Raw genomic sequence first — 14367 nt, 5'->3', positions numbered from 1 at the left:
AATGGCGGACCGAGGAGGATTCGAACCCCCGACCCCCTGATTCGTAGTCAGGTACTCTATCCAGCTGAGCTATCGGTCCGCTATAAGGCGAGCGTTTAGACTTGTCGGAACTTCAACGCAAGGGGGCAGGCGCGACAAACTCCAAGTTTTCTGTCCCTGCCCACCGGACGAAACGCCGTTCACCCCGTATCCATCGCGACCTCGGCCTTGGGCAGAAAAATCTCGAAGGCTGTGCCGGTTTCACCGGTATGGCGCAATTCCAGCCGGCCGCCGTGGCCGCGCACCAGTTCGGCGGCGATGGCCAGGCCAAGCCCTGACCCCCCGCGCCTCGTCCCCCCCTGGAAAGCCTCGAAGAGGTGTTCTCGCGCCTTCTGTGGCAGGCCCGGGCCGGTGTCGGTGACGTTTATCCACCAGGCCTCTTCGTCCTCCCAGGCGCGGATATTGATCTCGCCGGGTTGGCCGGTGGCGGCGATCGCCTGGCGGGCATTGCGCACCAGGTTGCCGAGCACGCGGTAAAGCTGTTCGCCGTCGGCGCGCAGCTGCATGCCCACGGGAATATCGGCGGAGAAGGATATCTCGGCATCCGTCTCGGCCAGCCGCTCACCGTCGAGCACGTCTTCCACGATATCGCCGAGCACCAATCGCGACAGGCGGGGGGCCGGCTCCTCGACCCGGCCGAAGGCCAGCGTCGTTTCACACAGGTTCACCGCGCGGCTGATCGAATTCACCAGTTTCGGCGCCAGGCGGCGCACGGTCGGATCCTCGGAGCTTTCCAGACGGTCGGTAAAAAGTTGCGCCGAGGTCAGAATGTTGCGCAAGTCATGGCTGATCTTGGAGACGCCGCCGCCAAGCTGGGCCAGCCGCTCCTTCTGCTTGAGCGCCCCGGTCAGCTGGGTCTGAAGACTGGCCAGAGACTCTTCCGCCTCGCGCAGTTCCACCACCGATGACTCGGGCGTGATGACCGAACGCGCGTCCTCGGGCGACTGCGCATAGGTCTGCATGTTGCGAACGACGCCCTTGATGGGTTTGACCAGCAGAATCCGCACGGCGAGGAACAGCAGTATGGCCGTCACGATCGAGATCACCGCGGACAGCAGCAGAATGCGCAACCCGTAGTCGATCATTGCAGCGCGCAGGGGGCCGGTTTCCATGGTCACCTCGATCAGCTGGCCGCCCTCGCGCACGGGGTTGCCGATAACGCGGATGATCCGGTCATCGGTATCCCACAGCCGGACCATGGCATCGCGGATCAGCACCAGCGGCGAGGGATCACGCATGTCGTAGGTGGCGTGGATCGGCGCGGGGATCGGCGAGCTGAGCGCCAGTTGCCGGACTTCATCGCGCCGCAGCACCACGTTGAAGACACCCGCGTTGGTCAGGAGTTCCCGTTCCAGTTCCTCGGTGATCATGTCATCGGCCAGCAGGGCGAGCGACGCGATCTGCGCACGTTCCAGCCGGGTCAGGAGGTAATCCTCGCGGAAACGAGCCACCGAGGGGACAAAGATCAAGACCTCGGCCAGCATCACGAAGATGGTGGTCAGGATCAGGAACCGCCCGGAAAGTGTGTTCAACAGCCGCATGTCTGCACCTGACTAGGGCAGCCACCTTTGAACAAGGCGCACCACCCGCTTCACCGTGTCGCTCTCGAAGAGCCTCGGACCAAAGTAGTTGCCCGCGGCGCGTTTGTTAATCTCGTTGAAGGTGGGATAGGGCAGGACGGTGTTTGAAATTGCCGACATCTTCATGTTGTTGGCGATGGCCATGGCCCACATGGCGATCAGTTCTCCGGCCATGGGCCCGACAATGGTGGCCCCGACCGGCCGCCCCTTTACGACCATGACTTTTATCCCGCCGGTTGTCTTGCCCTCGGCAACAGCACGGTCGTTGCCCGCGAACTCTGCCGCGGCGACCTCCAGGCTGTCACCATGGGCCTCGCGCGCCTGTGCCTCGGTCAGGCCCACTTGGGCCAGTTCCGGGTCCGTATAGGTGGTCCAGGGAATGTGATGTGTCTTCTGTTTTGCGGGCAGACCCAGAAGGGCCGAACGGATCACGATACCCGCGTGATAGCCCGCCACATGCGTGAACTGCAGGCCACCGGCCGCGTCGCCCACCGCGTAGACCCGGCGGTTGGAAGTTGATCGCAGCGTATCAGTCACCCTGACGCCGCGCTTGTCGCTGTCGACCCCGGCGGCGTCGAGACCCAGCGACTCCACATTGACCTTTCGACCGACGGCCATCAGCACGTGCGAGCCGGTGTAGTCGCCCTTCCCGGTCCGGACGGTGACCCGGCCGTCTTTCTCGGTTATCTTCTCCGCCGGGGCGCCCTCGACGATCTCGACGCCCTCGTCACGCAGCCTGTCCAGCACGACAGCGGCCAGGTCGGCGTCATCCTTGCCCAGCGCCTTTTCGCCCTCGATCACCGTAACCCGGCACCCCAGCCGCCGATGTGCCTGCGCCATTTCCATGCCGATTGGGCCACCACCAATCACCAAAAGGTGTTCGGGCCGCTCGCGCAACTCGAAGATCGTCTCATTGGTGTGGACGGTGACATCCTCGATCCCGTCGATGGGCGGCACCAGCGGGCCCGAGCCTGTCGCGACCACGAAGCGGCGCGCGGCGATCACCGTATTTCCTGCCTGGACCTCGGTCGGCGAGATGAAGCGACCGTGGTCCTTTATGACCCTCACCCCCAAACGCTCGAAACGCTCGACGCTGTCATGAGGTGCAATCGTTGCGATCGCATCGGCCACATGATCCTTGGCGGCATCGAAGGCGACCGTCTGCCCGGCGGCGGCGCGCTTGCCCTCCGAAAGCAGCGCCTTTGACGGCACGCAGCCATAGTTCAGGCAGTCACCCCCCATCTTGTTGCTCTCCAGCAGGACCACGTCGGCGCCCATCTGGGCCGCGCCCGCCGCAATCGACAGTCCGCCCGAGCCGCCGCCGATGATGCAAAGATCAGTCTTGATACGGGTCATGGATCAGAGCCCTTTCTTGCCGCGCAGGGCCTTGAGGACAACGGGAAGCATTGCCAGCGCGCAAAGCCCGACGATCGGCAGCAGGATTTGCGGCTCGAAGATGACGGCCAGGTTGGGCGTCTCCCCGCGCGAGAAGACCTCGCCGAGCCCGGCACCGACCGAGGTATAAACCACCGCACCGGGAATTATGCCAAGGAAGGTCGAGACCACGAAACGTCGCAGCGGCACCTCCAGGAACGAGGGGATCAGGTTGGCCAGGAAGAACGGCACCGCCGGCACGAGCCGGATCAGGAAAAGCATGGACCACTGGTTCTCGTCGATCCCGTCCTTGATCTTCTTCACCGTCCCTTCCGCGCCTTCCAGCTTGCGCCCCAGCTGGTCGCCGAAGCCCCAGCGCGCCGCCTGGAAGATGCCCACCGCCCCGATGGTGGCGCCTGTCACGTTGAACAGCGCCCCGGGGAAGGTCGCAAAGAGGAACCCGCCGGTCAGGGTCATGACAGTGGCACCGGGCAGCGAAAAGGCCACGATACCCGCGTAGAGCAACACGAAGACCCCCGCCGTCACGAGGTAGTTCGCGTCACGGAAGGCGATCAGGGCCTCCCGGTTTTCGGCCAGCGCCTTGAAGCTCAGGTAATCACGCAGGTAGACGGCCCCGAGCACGGCCACAGCGAAGATGATCAAAATCGGCAGGCGTTTCAGCCAACGGCGGTCGGGTGTCCGTGTCATATCGTTCACGTAGGGCATCCTTTCGGTCCGGGGAGTGCAGGTGCGTCATAGATGGCGCAGCGGCACGCCGCGCGATAGGGTGGTCACGCCGCCTTGATGGCAGGTGACGGTTTCGTGGGAAATCCGTCAACCTGCGTCGCGGATTGTAACATCCCAGGCAGATCAGACCGGGTTTGTTGCAGAAAACCCCGGTCTGCCGCGTTGACAGCCGGGCGGGCGGGCTCTAGACGACAGGCTTCGAGATGTGATCGGGGTTCGACGACCGTCCTGGAGTCGCCCCCAAAGACCGGAGATGACGCGATGAAGCGCACGTATCAGCCGTCCAACCGCGTTCGCAAGAACCGTCACGGGTTCCGCGCCCGCATGGCCACCAAGGCCGGCCGCAAGATCCTGAATGCGCGTCGCGCCCGCGGCCGCAAGAAGTTGAGCGCCTGAACGGGCGCCAATTCGGAGCGAGGTCGTCATGACCTCTGAAAGCGAGACAACCGCCTCAGCCTCCGCTGCGGCGGTTAATGTTCGTGTGGAAGGTCTGCGGAAGCGTGCCGATTTCCTGGCCGCGGCCCGCGCCCGCGTGGCCCACTCCAGGGGATTCGTCCTGCAAGCCCGCAAGCGGGAAGCGGAGGGCCCGGCCCGCATCGGGTTCACCTGCTCCAAGAAGGTCGGCAATGCCGTCGCCCGCAACCGCGCCAAGCGCCGCCTGCGCGAGGTTGCCCGACTGGACCTGCCCGGCAACGCTCGCCCGGGTTGGGACTACGTGCTGATCGGACGACGCGGGGCCACCGCCAGTCTTGATTTCCAGCAGATGCGCCACGATCTTCAACAGGCCCTGTGCGAGGTCCATTCATGACGCCGCTCGCCTATCTCGTCTCGCTGCCCGTCCGGTTCTACCGGCTCGTCCTCAGCCCTTGGGTCGGCCACGGCTGCCGATATCAGCCGACCTGTTCGGCTTACGCCATGCAAGCCCTCGAAAAGCACGGCGCACTCAGAGGCAGCTGGCTGGCCGCCCGGCGCATTGGCCGCTGCCACCCCTGGGGCGGCCACGGCGTGGACAACGTGCCGGACTGATCCCTTCTGGCGTCTCGGCGCCATGAGCGGCCGGGAGGCCCGGCAAGCCCGAGCAGCCTCTTGCCCGGCGCCCCGGCGCAGCGTATGCCCGTCTCATGCTCGACGATGCTGACGATATCCACCCGCTGTTCCACGGCGCCCCCCGCACAACGGAATTCAAGAAGCTCCGCAAGCGGATCGTGCAAGATACGCGCGAGGCGGTCGACCAATACGGGATGATCGAACCGGGCGCAAAATGGCTGGTCTGTCTCTCGGGCGGCAAGGACAGTTATACCCTGCTGGCCGTCCTGCACGAGTTGAAGTGGCGCGGCCTGCTGCCAGTCGACCTGCTGGCCTGCAACCTTGACCAGGGGCAGCCGGGGTTTCCGGCGACGGTATTGCCCGAATTCCTCGAAAAGATGGGGGTACCGCACCGGATCGAATACCAGGACACCTATTCCATCGTCATGGACAAGGTGCCCGAGGGGCGGACCTATTGCGCACTGTGTTCGCGGCTGCGGCGCGGCAACCTTTACCGTATTGCCCGCGAAGAGGGCTGTTCGGCGGTGGTGCTGGGCCATCACCGCGACGACATCCTCGAGACCTTCTTCATGAACCTCTTCCACGGGTCGCGTCTGGCCACCATGCCGCCCAAGCTGGTCAACGAGGCGGGCGACCTCTTCGTCTATCGCCCGCTGGCCCATGTGGCCGAGGCCGATTGCGAACGATTCGCCAGGGCCATGGATTACCCGATCATTCCCTGTGACCTCTGCGGCAGTCAGGACGGGTTACAACGCCAGCAGGTCAAGGCCATGCTGGACGGCTGGGAAGGGAACGCGCCGGGCCGGCGGAAAAAGATGTTCCGGGCGCTGATGAACACGCGCCCGTCGCACCTTCTGGATCCCGCGCTTTTCGATTTCGCGGGCCTGACCCGTGAGGGCAATGAAAATTCTAAGGATTTTCCGACGGTCGATTAACGTTCTGTGCAAGGGGCTGCCCCAATCTGGCCCGGAAACTGCCCGGTTTCGGGCGTGTCAGAGGGGCGACAGGAATGACCAAGGGGGCCAAGGCTTTCCAACTTCCAACCGGTCGGGGGCGGGTCATCGGCCTGGGCCTTGCGACGGCCGCCGTGGGGGCTCTTGTCGGCGCCGATACCGGTCTCTTCGCGGCAATCGTTGTCGGCATGACTCTCGCCGCGGCGGCGCTTTCCGCGCACAGGGAAAGGGCACTGACCGGGGCGGATGCATGCAATGACCCGGCCACTCGTCTTGGCACGCGGGACGGCCTTATTGCCCAGTTGACCGCGCGCGCCCCGCAAGCCTCAAGTGGTCAGACCGCCGTCATCCTGGCCGAGATCGACGACTTCCATCAGCTGGAGGAACGGCATGTCAGGACCGTGATCGAGGCATTCCTGCGTCACTGCGCCGACTGCCTCCTGGGGCCACTGGCCCAGGGTGACCTGACCGCCCACTTGGACGGGCCGCGGTTCGCCGTCGCCATGACCGGGGCGGATGCCTGCTCGCTCGAGACGACTTTGCAGCGCGCCACGCGACTGCAACAGGCGCTTTCGACACCGTTCCAGTCGTCGTGCGGCGCGATTCAGGCAACCGCCTCGGTGGGGTTCGCCCTCTCCGACCGGATCAAGTCGCCCGATCCCGAGGAGCTGATGCAGGCCGCAACCTGCGCCCTGGTCGAAGCACAGCGCAGCGCCCCTGCGGCGATCCGGTCCTATTCCGACGGAATGCGCAAGCGTATCGCCTCGCGCAGCCGCCTGAGCCGCGATGTCGAGACCGGCCTGGCAACAGGCCAGATCCGCCCCTACTTCCAACCTCAATTCGATCTCGGATCCGGGCGATTGGCCGGATTCGAGGCGCTCAGCCGCTGGCACCACCCCAAGCTTGGACTTGTTTCCCCGGCCGAGTTCCTGCCGATCCTGCGGGACAGCGGCCGCATGGACCACTTGGGCCAGTTGATGGTGTCAAACACCCTTGACGCGCTGCGCCACTGGGATGACCGGGGCCACGACGTGCCCCAGGTCGGCGTGAACTTCTCGACCGAGGAACTGCAATCGCCGCAGCTCGTCGACCGCCTGGCCATGACGCTGGAAACCCGCGACATCGCCCCCCACCGGCTGGTCATCGAAGTGCTGGAAACCGTCGTGGCCCGCTGCGCGGATGATCAGGTCGCGCGCAATCTGGCCGGCCTGTCGCAGCTTGGCTGTGGTATCGACCTGGACGATTTCGGCACTGGCTACGCCTCGATCACGAATATCCGCAAGCTGTCGATCAATCGCATCAAGATCGACCGCAGCTTCATCGCACGCGTCGACGAGGATATCGAGCAGCAGGACATGATCGCGGCGATCCTGACGATGGCCGACAGGCTGCACCTGCAAACCCTCGCGGAAGGCGTTGAAACGCCGGGGGAACAGGCCATGCTGACACGGCTGGGGTGTGGATACGCCCAGGGGTTCCTCTTTGCGCGCCCCATGCCGCTGGACGAGGCCGATAGCTGGCTGGCCGAGCTTGGCACCTCGCGGACCCCGGCGGTGGAGATGCGCCGCCGCAGCGCCTGACCCTGCTCACAGGGCGGGGCGGACCTTGAAACGGGGCAAAATCGCTTGACCTTTGCGCCCCTGACCTGTTGAACCGCCGTGACCCAAGATCAGCAATTCCGGGCGGTTTCGATGGACGATCAGAACAAGAATCTCATTCTCGCGACGGCCCTCAGCTTCGTCGTGATCCTGATCTGGTTCCTGCTGTTCCCGCCGCCGGAGCAGGCGCCCGGCATCACGGATGCCGATGGCGAAATCACGGCACCCGAGACAGCGCCCGGCACCACCGCCGAGGACGGGACCGCGACTCCTTCGGTCGCCGATACCTCGCCCCAAGGTGCCGGCCAGACCCCGGACCGCACCATCGACGCCGCCCTGGCCGAAGTCGATCGGGTCGAGATCGCCACCCCGCGCCTGACCGGGTCGATATCGCTCAAGGGCGGACGGATCGACGACCTCTCGTTGTCGGATTACCGAGAGGACCTGAGCGAAGACTCCGACCTGGTGCGCCTGCTGTCCCCGGTGGGCAGCGCCGATCCCTATTATGCCCTGCACGGCTGGATCGCCACGGTCGGCGTCGACCAGGGCCAGGTGCCCGGGCCCGATACCATCTGGTCGGTCGAGAGCGGTACCACGCTCTCCCCGGGCGCCCCGGTCACACTGGCCTGGAGAAACGACGCCGGGTTGACCTTCCGCAAGACCATCTCGGTGGACGACGACTACATGTTTACCATCCGCCAGTCGGTCGAGAACACCAGCGAAGCCGATGTCGCCATGCGCCCCTACGGCATCGTCGCCCGCCACGGCGAGCCCGAGACCATCGGCTTCTTTATCCTGCACGAGGGCGTGGTGCGCATGTCAGACGGCACGCTGGAGGAAACCAGCTACAGCGACATGCCCGACCTGACCCGGGACGAAAGCCGTGTCGAAGTCGCGGAAAACGGCTGGGTCGGCTTTACCGACAAATACTGGATGACCACCCTGATCCCTGAGCCGGGCAGTGAATTCCGCTCGGTCGCGCGGGCCGCGGGCGTGGACGAGGACAACCCCGAAAGCGGCGTTTACCAGACCGAAACCATCTACCCCCAGCGCACCGTCGCAGCGGGCGATACTCTCTCGGCGGAAAGCCGGCTTTTCGCCGGGGCCAAGGAATGGGGCACGATCCGCGAATACGAAGCCGAGGGGATCGACGGTTTCATCGACTCCATCGACTGGGGCTGGTTCTTCTTCCTGACCAAGCCCATCTTCGCCGTGCTGCACTGGCTGAACGAGTTGATCGGCAACATGGGCTGGGCGATCATCGGGTTGACCCTTCTGATCAAGGCCGTGCTGTTCCCGCTGGCCTTCAAGTCCTACGTCTCGATGGCCAAGATGCGCGAGCTTCAGCCCGAGATGGAAAAGCTCAAGGAACGCGCGGGCGACAACCGCGAAGAGATGCAAAAGGGCATGATGGAGCTCTACAAGACGAACAAGGTCAACCCTGCCTCGGGGTGCCTGCCGATCCTGCTGCAGATCCCGATCTTCTTCTCGCTCTACAAGGTAATCTTCGTCACCATCGAACTGCGTCACGCCCCCTGGATCGGCTGGATCAAGGACCTTTCGGCGCCGGACCCGTCCTCGATCCTGAACCTCTTCGGGCTGCTGCCCTGGTCCACGCCGGAACCCGGCTCGATCTTCTTCATCTTCAGCCTGGGCGTATTGCCGATCCTGCTGGGCGTCTCGATGTACCTGCAACAGAAGCTGAACCCGGCCCCCACGGACGCGACGCAAAAGATGATCTTCGCCTGGATGCCCTGGGTCTTCATGTTCATGCTGGGCGGCTTCGCCAGCGGGCTCGTCCTGTACTGGATTTCCAACAACGTGATCACCTTCCTGCAGCAATACACGATCATGCGAAGCCAAGGCTACAAGCCCGACCTGATCGGCAATATCATCGGCTCGCTTCGACGCGGTGAGGACTCGAAAGAGAAATGATGGCACCGCGCCTGCCGCGGGGTCGGCCCGCATCCGCGCGATGTGGCAAGGTGGCCTGATGCGGCTGCCTTTCCCCGTTGCCGAGATCGAGACCGACGCCCATCGCGAGGCGGGGCGTAGGCTGTTTGCCGGGCCGACAGACTTCCTCAAGGGCGTGGTCGCCATGTCAGGGTTGCCCGCCGCCGACCACCCCGAAGTCTGTTTCGCGGGGCGCTCGAACGTCGGGAAGTCAAGCCTGATCAACGCGCTGACAGGACGCAAGGGCCTGGCGCGGGCCTCGAACACGCCCGGTCGCACCCAAGAGATCAATTATTTCCAGCTGGGTGGCGGTCACTATCTGGTGGACCTGCCCGGCTACGGCTTCGCCAACGCGCCCGTGGCGGTCGTCGAGAAATGGCAGGCGCTGCTTCGGCGGTACCTTTCGGGCCGCCAGACCCTGCGCCGGGCTTTCGTATTGGTGGACAGCCGCCACGGGATCAAGCCGGTCGACGACGAGATCATGACCCTGCTGGACCAGTCCGCCGTCACATTTCAATGCGTCATGACCAAGATCGACAAGGTCAAGGAACAGGACCGCGCCCGCGTGCTGGACCAGGTGCGAGAGAAGCTGTCGACCCACCCCGCGGCCTTTCCCGAAATTGTCCTGACGTCCTCGGAAAAGGGCCTCGGGATCGACGTGTTGCGCAGCATCATTGCCGGGATAGACTGAGTACGACATGAAGACGCAGGACATGAACCGCGACTGGATCGCCACCGCCAAGACCCTCAACCAGGCGTTGCCCTACATGCAACGCTATGCCGGGGCGATCGTCGTCATCAAGCTGGGCGGACACGCCATGTCCAGCCAGGCCGCGATGGAGGATTTCGCCCGCGACGTCGTGCTGATGCAACAGGTCGGTGTGAACCCGGTCATTGTCCACGGTGGCGGCCCCATGATCAATGAGATGCTCGAAAGGCTGGCGATCGAGTCCGATTTCGTGGGCGGCAAGCGCGTCACCGACCGGGCCGTTGTCGAAGTGGTCGAAATGGTGCTGGCCGGGAAAGTCAGCAAGTGGATCACCCATGCCATCAACCAGCAAGGGGGTCGGGCCGTGGGCCTGTCTGGCAAGGACGCCAACCTGATCACATGCGACCAGGACGCGCCCGAGCTTGGCCTCGTGGGAACACCGGCCGAGGTGGACCCAAGCTTGCTGCACACCCTGTTCGAGGCCCGCACAATCCCGGTGATCGCCCCGCTGGGCGCGGGCCGCGATGGCGCGACACTGAACATCAACGGTGACACCGCCGCGGGTGCCGTGGCCGCCGCGCTCAAGGCCGACCGATTACTGCTGCTCACGGATGTCGAGGGTGTCAAGGATGCCGAGGGTACCCTGCTGACGGAGCTGTCGCCCGATCAGATCCGCACCCTGACAGAGGACGGCGTGATCGCCGGCGGCATGATCCCCAAGACCCAGACGGCGCTGGGCGCGATCGCGGGTGGTGTACGCGCGGTGGTGATCCTGGATGGACGTGCGCCCAACGCGGTGCTGCTGGAGCTTTTCACCGACCACGGGGCGGGCTCTTTGATCCGCACACCGCGGTGAGACTGTCCGACGTCGAGGCGGCGGCGGGCGCGGCCCGCCTGAGTGTTCTGGGCGGCTTTCACCCCGAACCGGACGAAGAGTTGGGATCCACGCTCATGTTGCTGGGCCCCGGCCCCGATTTCTGGAACCAGTTTGCACAGTCGCCCGAGATGCGGGACGGTCAGGCGGATCCGCTGGATCGCTGGTCGCGGCGTGTGGTGACTCGTATCGCCGAGGTCGTCGGCGCCCGCCCGCTCTTTCCCTTCGGCCCTCCGCCCTTTCACCCCTTCCTGACATGGGCCACGCGCACGGGACGCGTCTGGCCCTCTCCGGTCAATTTTCTCGTCCACGGCGAACAGGGTCTTTGGGTCTCGTTTCGTGGCGCACTTGTCTTCGAGATGACACTGGATGTGCCGCCCCCCATGGAACGGCCCTGCGACAGTTGCACTGAACAGCCCTGCCGGACGTCGTGCCCGGTCTCGGCCCTGACACCTTCGGGATATGACGTCGCCACCTGCAAGGACCACCTGCGTGGTGGGGCAGACTGCATGAGTGCGGGCTGCGCCGTGCGGGCCGCCTGCCCGGTCAGCCGATCCTTTCCACGCGACGGGCGACAATCGGCCTTTCACATGGAGGCTTTTCTTTGACCCACCGCGTGATCCTGATCCGCCACGCCAAGTCCAGCTGGGACGACGCCGGCGCCGACGATCATGCTCGCGTTCTCAACAGGCGCGGCCGTTGGTCCGCCCGCGCCCTCGGCACCTGGATCCGGGATGGCGGTTATCGCCCTCAGGAGTTTCTGAGTTCAGACAGCGCACGGACAAGGGAAACGGTAGACCGGATGCAGGCGGACTGGGAGGATCCCATTCCTGTCACCTATCTGCCAACCCTCTATCATGCGTCGCCACAGATCCTGCTGGAGGTCCTGCGCGCCGCGACGGTGCCGCATGTCGCGCTCGTGGCCCATAACCCGGGCATCGGGTATTTCGCAGGCGCCATGACGGCCCACCCGCCGCGGCATCCGAAATTCCACCAATACCCTACCTGCGCCACGACGATCGTCGATTTTGCCATCTCGAATTGGCGTGATGCGACCCCGGGCCAGGGCCGCGTCGTCGATTTCATCGTTCCGCGAGACCTGACACCCTGAAGCGCCGCGACATGCCCCGCCCGCAACACGACCGCGGGCTGTGAACTCGGGGCACGCCCTGCACACGTTGGGGGGTCGGGCTGCAATCGCCGCCCCCGGCCAAGAACCCCGAAGGATGAACAACCCCGCCGCAAGGGGCGCCTCTGATCGTTAACAGCCCCGCATTTCTCGCCGCCCGCCACGCCGTCCGTCGGACCGCAAAGCGGGCCGGGAACTCTTCATGCAGCTTTCGATCACGCCACCCGCCTGATCCATGGCGACATGCTGCCGGGCGCGCGAAAGCAAAGCGCCACGGTCTTCGTGGCCGAGGCACCGGCCGCATTCACCTGGCGCGGCATCACGGTCGATCGGGTGATGGTCCCACGGAAGCATTGCGGCGCAATACCTTGCCGGACAACGAAAAACGGATCGTGCTACCCTTCGCGCATGTTCGGCGGGCTGCTGCGCGCAGCGGTATCCGCCGCATCCGGCCCACCCCCACAGACTCAGGTCCAGTGAAAAGGCAGAGCGCTTCGCCCCGACCCTCAGGCGCGGCCCAGGCCTCGTCGGACGCACGCAAACGCCACCTGTCAGGATGGCTTGACTGGCTCAAGACAAAACGACCATGCTCCGCTTGCGGAACCGAACCCGCGACAACCTTGCTTGACAACCCAATGGCGGTTCACAGCTAACCTTCGTCCACTTTTTCGGGGCAGGATCAGCACCATGCCGCCAGGACGGGCCGTGAAGACAGCTTGAAGAATCCTGCGTATCGCGCATTCTTTATTGTCCGGCCAAAGTCCGGGGTACCAGAACGCCAGATTGCCAGAAATGTTCATCATCACGCTCACCGCAATACCCTCAAGGTTCGGCCACCTGCGGCATGTCCTGACGCCGCTCCTTGAACAGAACCGACCCGCCGATCGGGTCATTCTTTACATACCCAAGTCCTATCGCCGCTTTCCGGACTGGGACGGCGCACTACCGGCAGTGCCCGAGGGTGTCGAAATCCGTCGATGTGAGCAGGATTTCGGGCCGGCGACCAAGGTCCTGCCGGCGGTTCGGGAATTTTCCGGTGAAGATCTGGACATCCTTTTCTGCGACGACGACCGCCACTACGAGCCGGATTGGACAGGGCCCTTCCTGAAGGCGCGCGAGACCCACCCGCGCGCTGCTATCGCCTCGTCCTTCTTGAACTTGCCCAACTTCGGATTGCCGCCACGCGCGGCACCGCCCGGACCGCGCGCGAGGCGCCTGCCGCGCTTGCTGGACCTGAAGTATCGCGCCAGGCGGCTGGCCCCATTACTGCGGGGCGACGGCTACGCGCAAGACCGCAAAGACAAGCCATCACGGCGCGAAGTCTGGCGCAGCGGTCATGGCGATACGTTCCAGGGCTACGGCGGCGTTCTGGTGCGTCCGGAGTTCTTTCCGCAGGCCGCCTTCGACATCCCCAAGGAGGGCTGGGCGGTCGATGACATCTGGCTGTCAGGTCTGCTTGCAGCGAATGGCATCCCGATCTGGGTCGTCAAGGATGCCACCCGGCAGCGGACCACGGAAATGCAGCGCGAGGCCGCCTTGCACCTTGCGACGATCGACGGTGCCAACCGCGCCGAGGCGAACAAGCGGTGCGCCTTGTTCCTGCAGAGGGAATTCGGCGTCTGGTGCGACTGACCGCTGCCGAGGAATAGCCGCGCGGTGGAACCCGCTCGGTGACACCTTCGCCCCCTGCGCGTCAACCGGTCTCGATGACTGCTGTTTCCCAGTCCGCGCAATCAGCAACGAGCCCGCGGGGCAGCGGCGCGTCGGTGTAGATCGCGTCGAGATCTGCGAGCGAGGCGATGCGCACCGGTGCGGTCCGGGCCAGCTTGGTGTGGTCGGCCACCAGGACCGTGCGACGCGACTGGCGCAGGATGGCCTGGCTGACGCTGACCTCCTGGATGTCGAAATCCAGCAGATCCCCCTCGGCATCGAGCGCCGAACAGCCGATCACGGCGCAATCGAACTTGAATTGGCGGATTGTCTCGGTGGCCAGGGTGCCCACCAGCCCGCCATCGGAGCGGCGCAGCTGGCCGCCGGTGACCACGATCTCGCAATTGGTGTTGGCGGCGAGAATATGCGCGACGTTCATGTTGTTGGTGACGACCAGCAGGTCGCGGTGGTGCAGCAGCTCCTGCGCGACGGCTTCGGTCGTGGTGCCGATGTTGAGAAACAGCGAGATCCCGTCGGGGATATCCTCGGCACAGAGCCGCGCGATGGCGCGCTTGGCCTCGGAATTCAGCGCGCGGCGCTCCTCGTAGCCGATGTTGCTGGTGCCCGAGGGCAGCACGGCGCCGCCATGCACCCGGTCCAGCCGCCCGGCCTCGGACAGGTCGGTCAGATCGCGGCGGATGGTCTGCAGCGTGA

General features: G+C 64.9%; 15 protein-coding genes and 1 tRNA gene. 11 read left to right on the top strand and 5 right to left on the bottom strand.

The genetic code is table 11. The features are described 5' to 3' along the window. Nucleotides 1-2 precede the first annotated feature (2 nt). The 4 genes from VJ897_RS07195 to VJ897_RS07180 form a co-directional block, all read right to left on the bottom strand. A tRNA-Arg gene (locus tag VJ897_RS07195) sits at nt 3-79 on the bottom strand. A 100-nt stretch (nt 80-179) separates the two neighbouring features. Next, nucleotides 180-1574 (bottom strand): sensor histidine kinase, encoded by a 1395-nt coding sequence (locus tag VJ897_RS07190; protein WP_324054594.1) that lies wholly within the window; start codon nt 1572-1574, stop codon nt 180-182. Nucleotides 1575-1592: 18 nt separating this feature from the next. Beyond that, nucleotides 1593-2975, bottom strand: coding sequence for a dihydrolipoyl dehydrogenase family protein (locus VJ897_RS07185; RefSeq protein ID WP_324054590.1), 1383 nt, complete (start codon nt 2973-2975; stop codon nt 1593-1595). 3 nt (nt 2976-2978) lie between these two features. Then, nucleotides 2979-3719: a TVP38/TMEM64 family protein gene (locus tag VJ897_RS07180; protein WP_414706696.1), complete on the bottom strand. Its 741-nt coding sequence runs from the start codon at nt 3717-3719 to the stop codon at nt 2979-2981. Between the two features lie 282 nt (nt 3720-4001). Between VJ897_RS07180 and rpmH the strand changes: the two genes are divergently transcribed. From rpmH to VJ897_RS07125, 11 genes are all read left to right on the top strand, one after another. Further along, complete coding sequence (gene rpmH, locus VJ897_RS07175; RefSeq protein ID WP_324054589.1) at nt 4002-4136, top strand: 50S ribosomal protein L34; 135 nt, start codon at nt 4002-4004, stop codon at nt 4134-4136. A 28-nt stretch (nt 4137-4164) separates the two neighbouring features. After that, entirely contained in the window at nt 4165-4548 is a 384-nt protein-coding gene (rnpA, locus tag VJ897_RS07170; RefSeq protein ID WP_324054587.1) for a ribonuclease P protein component, read from the top strand. After that, nucleotides 4545-4766 (top strand): membrane protein insertion efficiency factor YidD, encoded by a 222-nt coding sequence (gene yidD / locus VJ897_RS07165; RefSeq protein ID WP_324054586.1) that lies wholly within the window; start codon nt 4545-4547, stop codon nt 4764-4766. Before rnpA ends, yidD begins: the two co-directional genes overlap by 4 nt. 95 nt (nt 4767-4861) lie before the next feature. Continuing rightward, complete coding sequence (ttcA, locus tag VJ897_RS07160; protein WP_324054584.1) at nt 4862-5722, top strand: tRNA 2-thiocytidine(32) synthetase TtcA; 861 nt, start codon at nt 4862-4864, stop codon at nt 5720-5722. 74 nt (nt 5723-5796) lie between these two features. Next, nucleotides 5797-7320: a putative bifunctional diguanylate cyclase/phosphodiesterase gene (locus VJ897_RS07155; RefSeq protein WP_324054582.1), complete on the top strand. Its 1524-nt coding sequence runs from the start codon at nt 5797-5799 to the stop codon at nt 7318-7320. A gap of 111 nt (nt 7321-7431) precedes the next feature. Then, nucleotides 7432-9273 (top strand): membrane protein insertase YidC, encoded by a 1842-nt coding sequence (gene yidC / locus VJ897_RS07150; RefSeq protein WP_324054581.1) that lies wholly within the window; start codon nt 7432-7434, stop codon nt 9271-9273. Nucleotides 9274-9331: 58 nt separating this feature from the next. Next, entirely contained in the window at nt 9332-9982 is a 651-nt protein-coding gene (gene yihA, locus VJ897_RS07145; protein WP_324054580.1) for a ribosome biogenesis GTP-binding protein YihA/YsxC, read from the top strand. Between the two features lie 7 nt (nt 9983-9989). Beyond that, a complete protein-coding gene (argB, locus tag VJ897_RS07140; protein WP_324054579.1) occupies nt 9990-10856 on the top strand; it encodes an acetylglutamate kinase in 867 nt (288 codons plus the stop codon). Further along, nucleotides 10853-11482 (top strand): ferredoxin, encoded by a 630-nt coding sequence (locus VJ897_RS07135; RefSeq protein ID WP_324054578.1) that lies wholly within the window; start codon nt 10853-10855, stop codon nt 11480-11482. The genes argB and VJ897_RS07135 overlap by 4 nt, the downstream gene beginning before the upstream one ends. After that, nucleotides 11479-11985, top strand: a complete 507-nt coding sequence (locus VJ897_RS07130) for a SixA phosphatase family protein (protein WP_324054577.1) — start codon at nt 11479-11481, stop codon at nt 11983-11985. The genes VJ897_RS07135 and VJ897_RS07130 overlap by 4 nt, the downstream gene beginning before the upstream one ends. Before the next feature lie 810 nt (nt 11986-12795). Further along, the gene (locus VJ897_RS07125) at nt 12796-13635 is read left to right on the top strand and encodes a glycosyltransferase family 2 protein (protein ID WP_324054575.1); all 840 of its coding nucleotides are present in this window, start codon (nt 12796-12798) and stop codon (nt 13633-13635) included. A gap of 61 nt (nt 13636-13696) precedes the next feature. Here VJ897_RS07125 and VJ897_RS07120 read toward each other — a convergent pair. Further along, nucleotides 13697-14367: DeoR/GlpR family DNA-binding transcription regulator (locus VJ897_RS07120; protein WP_324054573.1), on the bottom strand; the 671-nt coding region annotated here is incomplete at its 5' end.

The organism is Salibaculum sp. (assembly GCF_035270045.1).
GTDB lineage: Bacteria > Pseudomonadota > Alphaproteobacteria > Rhodobacterales > Rhodobacteraceae > Salibaculum.
Note: the sequence above shows the minus strand (reverse complement) of the source record. Positions and strands in the feature narration are given on the sequence as shown.